Annotated in this window: 2 protein-coding genes; one reads left to right on the forward strand and one right to left on the reverse strand. The window is 67.8% G+C overall.

Annotation, left to right across the window (positions count from 1 at the left end; all coding sequences use genetic code 11):
* A partial coding sequence (locus tag AC2VLV_RS15200) for a ribonuclease E/G (protein ID WP_486990784.1) occupies window positions 1-2,201 on the forward strand: 2,201 nt, incomplete at its 5' end.
* 31 nt (window positions 2,202-2,232) lie between these two features.
* Here AC2VLV_RS15200 and AC2VLV_RS15205 read toward each other — a convergent pair.
* The coding region (locus tag AC2VLV_RS15205; protein WP_486990785.1) for an NAD-dependent epimerase/dehydratase family protein at window positions 2,233-2,936 on the reverse strand (704 nt) is incomplete at its 5' end.

Consider the following 2,936-nt stretch of genomic DNA (forward strand, 5'->3'; position numbering starts at 1 on the left):
CCTATTCGCGCACGGTGAATCTGCCGGCCGGAGGCGCCATCGTCATCGACCACACCGAAGCGCTGGTCGCGGTGGACGTCAACTCCGCACGCTCCACCCGCGGCAGCGCCATTGAAGACACCGCCCTGCGCACCAATCTCGAAGCCGCCGACGAAGTCGCCCGCCAGATGCGGCTGCGCGACCTCGGCGGCCTGATCGTGGTCGACTTCATCGACATGGAAGAGCCGCGCAACCAGCGCGCCGTCGAAGACCGTCTGCGCGACGCCATGCGCCAGGACCGCGCCCGCGTGCAGGTGAGCAAGATTTCCAAGTTCGGCCTGCTCGAACTCTCGCGCCAACGCCTGCGCCCCGCCCTGTCGGAAGGCGCTTACGTCACCTGCCCGCGCTGCAATGGCACCGGCCATATCCGCGACACTGAATCGAGCGCCCTGCAAATCCTGCGCATCATCCAGGAAGAGGCCATGAAAGAAGGCACGGCCGCCGTGCATGTGCAAGTGCCGGTGGAAGTCGCCTCGTTCCTGCTCAACGAAAAGCGCGCCGAGATCACCAAGATCGAACTGCGCCAGCGCCTGTCGGTGCTGCTGATCCCCAACAAGCACCTCGACACGCCCAACTACAAGCTCGAACGGCTCAAGCACGACGATCCGCGTCTGGACAATCTGCCCACCAGTTACGCGATGGCTGACGAGGCCGAAGAAGACACCGCCATCACCCGTCGCGAAAAAGAACAGCGCCCGCGTCAGGAAGCCCTGGTGCGCGGCATCACCCCGGAAGGCCCGGCCCCGGTCATGCCCGCACCGGCTCCCGCCCCCGCACCGTCCCCCGCGGTCGCAATCCCCGCCGCGCCGGCAGCCGCAGCGGCTGGCGGCGGTTTCTTTGGCTGGGTCAAACGTCTGTTCTCCGCCGAACCGCAACCCACCGCTACCGTGGAAGAGCCGCCGGTTGCAGCGCAGCCTGCCACCCCGGCCCTGACCAAGGCGGATGGACAAGGCGGCCGCGGCGCACGCACAGCTTCCGGTCAAAACGGCAACCGCCGTCGCGGCGGCCGTGACCGCCAGCGCGAAGGCCAGGGAGAAAACCGTCAGCGCGGCAACCCGGCCGCTGGCGCCCAACCCGCCGAAGCCGCCGAAACCGCAGCAGGAGAAACCCCCAACCCCCGCAACCGGCCGCCCCGTGGTCAACAGGGCCAAGCTGAGCGCAACGAACGCAGCGACCGCCCCAAGCGCGAGCGCAACCCGGAAGAAGCCGCAGCCCGCAAGGAGCGTGCGCAGGCCGCATCTGAGCAAACCCGCGCACCGGCCGAAGAATCGGCCACGGACACGGCCGAACGTGCATCCGGAAGCGGGCGCGGCGGCAATCGCCGCCCGCGTCGTGAGCCCGTTGAAGCGGCTCCCGAAGCCGAACTGATCAATGCTCAGGCGGTGGACACCCAAGCCGAGGGCGATACCGAGGCAACCCCAGCTCTGACCGAGGGAACGGGCGACGAAGCGCAGACCGAGCGCAAATCTCGCAATCGCCGCGGTCGTGGCCGCCGTGGTGGACGCCGCGAAGGCGCCGCAGCTGACGAGAACGGCAACCTGAGTGCCGAAGCGAACGAAGCCGTTGCCGAAGCCGATGCGGACGAGACAGCGGGTCGCAGTTTCGGCTCTCTGGCCGCGCCGCTGGCTTTGGGCGCCGTCGAAGCCCCCGCCGCGCCCGCGCTGGAAGATCAGACGCCGCTGATCCTCAGGCTCGACGCGCCGACTGACCTTGCCGTGGACGCTGCCCACGCTGATCAGCCTGCTGCTCGTTTCGTCGCTCAGCCTATCGATCATCCTGCCGAAGAAGCGCAACTCGCCACGACCGAAGCTGCGCCCGCCGCAGCAGAGTCGTCCTCACTGATCGTCAAAGCGGTTGAAAAAGCCACTGCGGCAACGACGTCCGCAGCCGAGCCCGCACCCGCTCCGGCCGCTGCCGCCTATGCGCTGCCGGTCGATGCTCTGCAGGCAACGGCGCAGGCTGCCGGGCTGCAATGGGTGCAGTCGAATGCTGACGCCATCCGCCGCGTGCAGGAAGAACTGGCCGCGCAACCCGCGCCCATTCATGTGCCGCGCGAACGCAAGCCCGCGCCCAAGCTCGACGATGGCCCGCTGATTCTGGTGGAAACCGCTCGCCCGCTGCCTACGCTGCAACTGCCGGAAAACAATCCGCCGGCGCATTGATCGGCGGGATCGGTCGGCGAAATCGGTCGGCTTATCGAACCTCGCCTGAACGCAACCCCAGCAACACCTCGGGGTAGCGCAGGCGGGTGCCGAGTTCGGCTTTCATGCGCGTGTTGTCCAGTCTTCTCGACTCGCGCATGAAACTGAGCATCATCGGGCTCAGGCCCGATGCCTGTGCCTGGTCACGGGCCACGCGCTGCGGCCGAGGCAGACCATAGAGATCGGCGGCGAGATCAAAGTAGTCGCCCATGCGCAGCGTGCTGTCGTCGCAGACGTTATAGACCCGCCCCGGCGCCGCGCGCTCGAGCGCCAGCAAACACAGCCGCGCCAGATCGTCGGCGTGAATGTGGTTGGTGTAAACGTCATCAGCGGGCGTCAGCACCGGCAGGCCGCGCTCCAGTCGGCCCTTGGGCGAACGCGACCCGCCGTCGTAAATGCCCGGGATGCGCAGCAAGCCCACGCGCCAGCGATGCTGCACACCGGCACGGCGCCAGAGGCGCTCGGCATCGCAGCGGCGTTGCGCGCGTTCGGTTTCCGGTTGGCACGGGCGCGTCTCGGCCGCCTGTTCGCCCTGGCAATTGCCATACACCCCCGAGGTGCTGGCATAGACCACGCGCAAGGTATTTTTCCCGGAGCCGGATAAGATGCCCGACTGTTTCAGTCTGGAAATCAGGTGGCGACTGCGCAGATCGCGCGGGCCGGACGTATCGCCCGGCGGGGCCAGCATCAGCACCC

This window comes from Thiomonas sp. TH-17 (assembly GCF_057473305.1).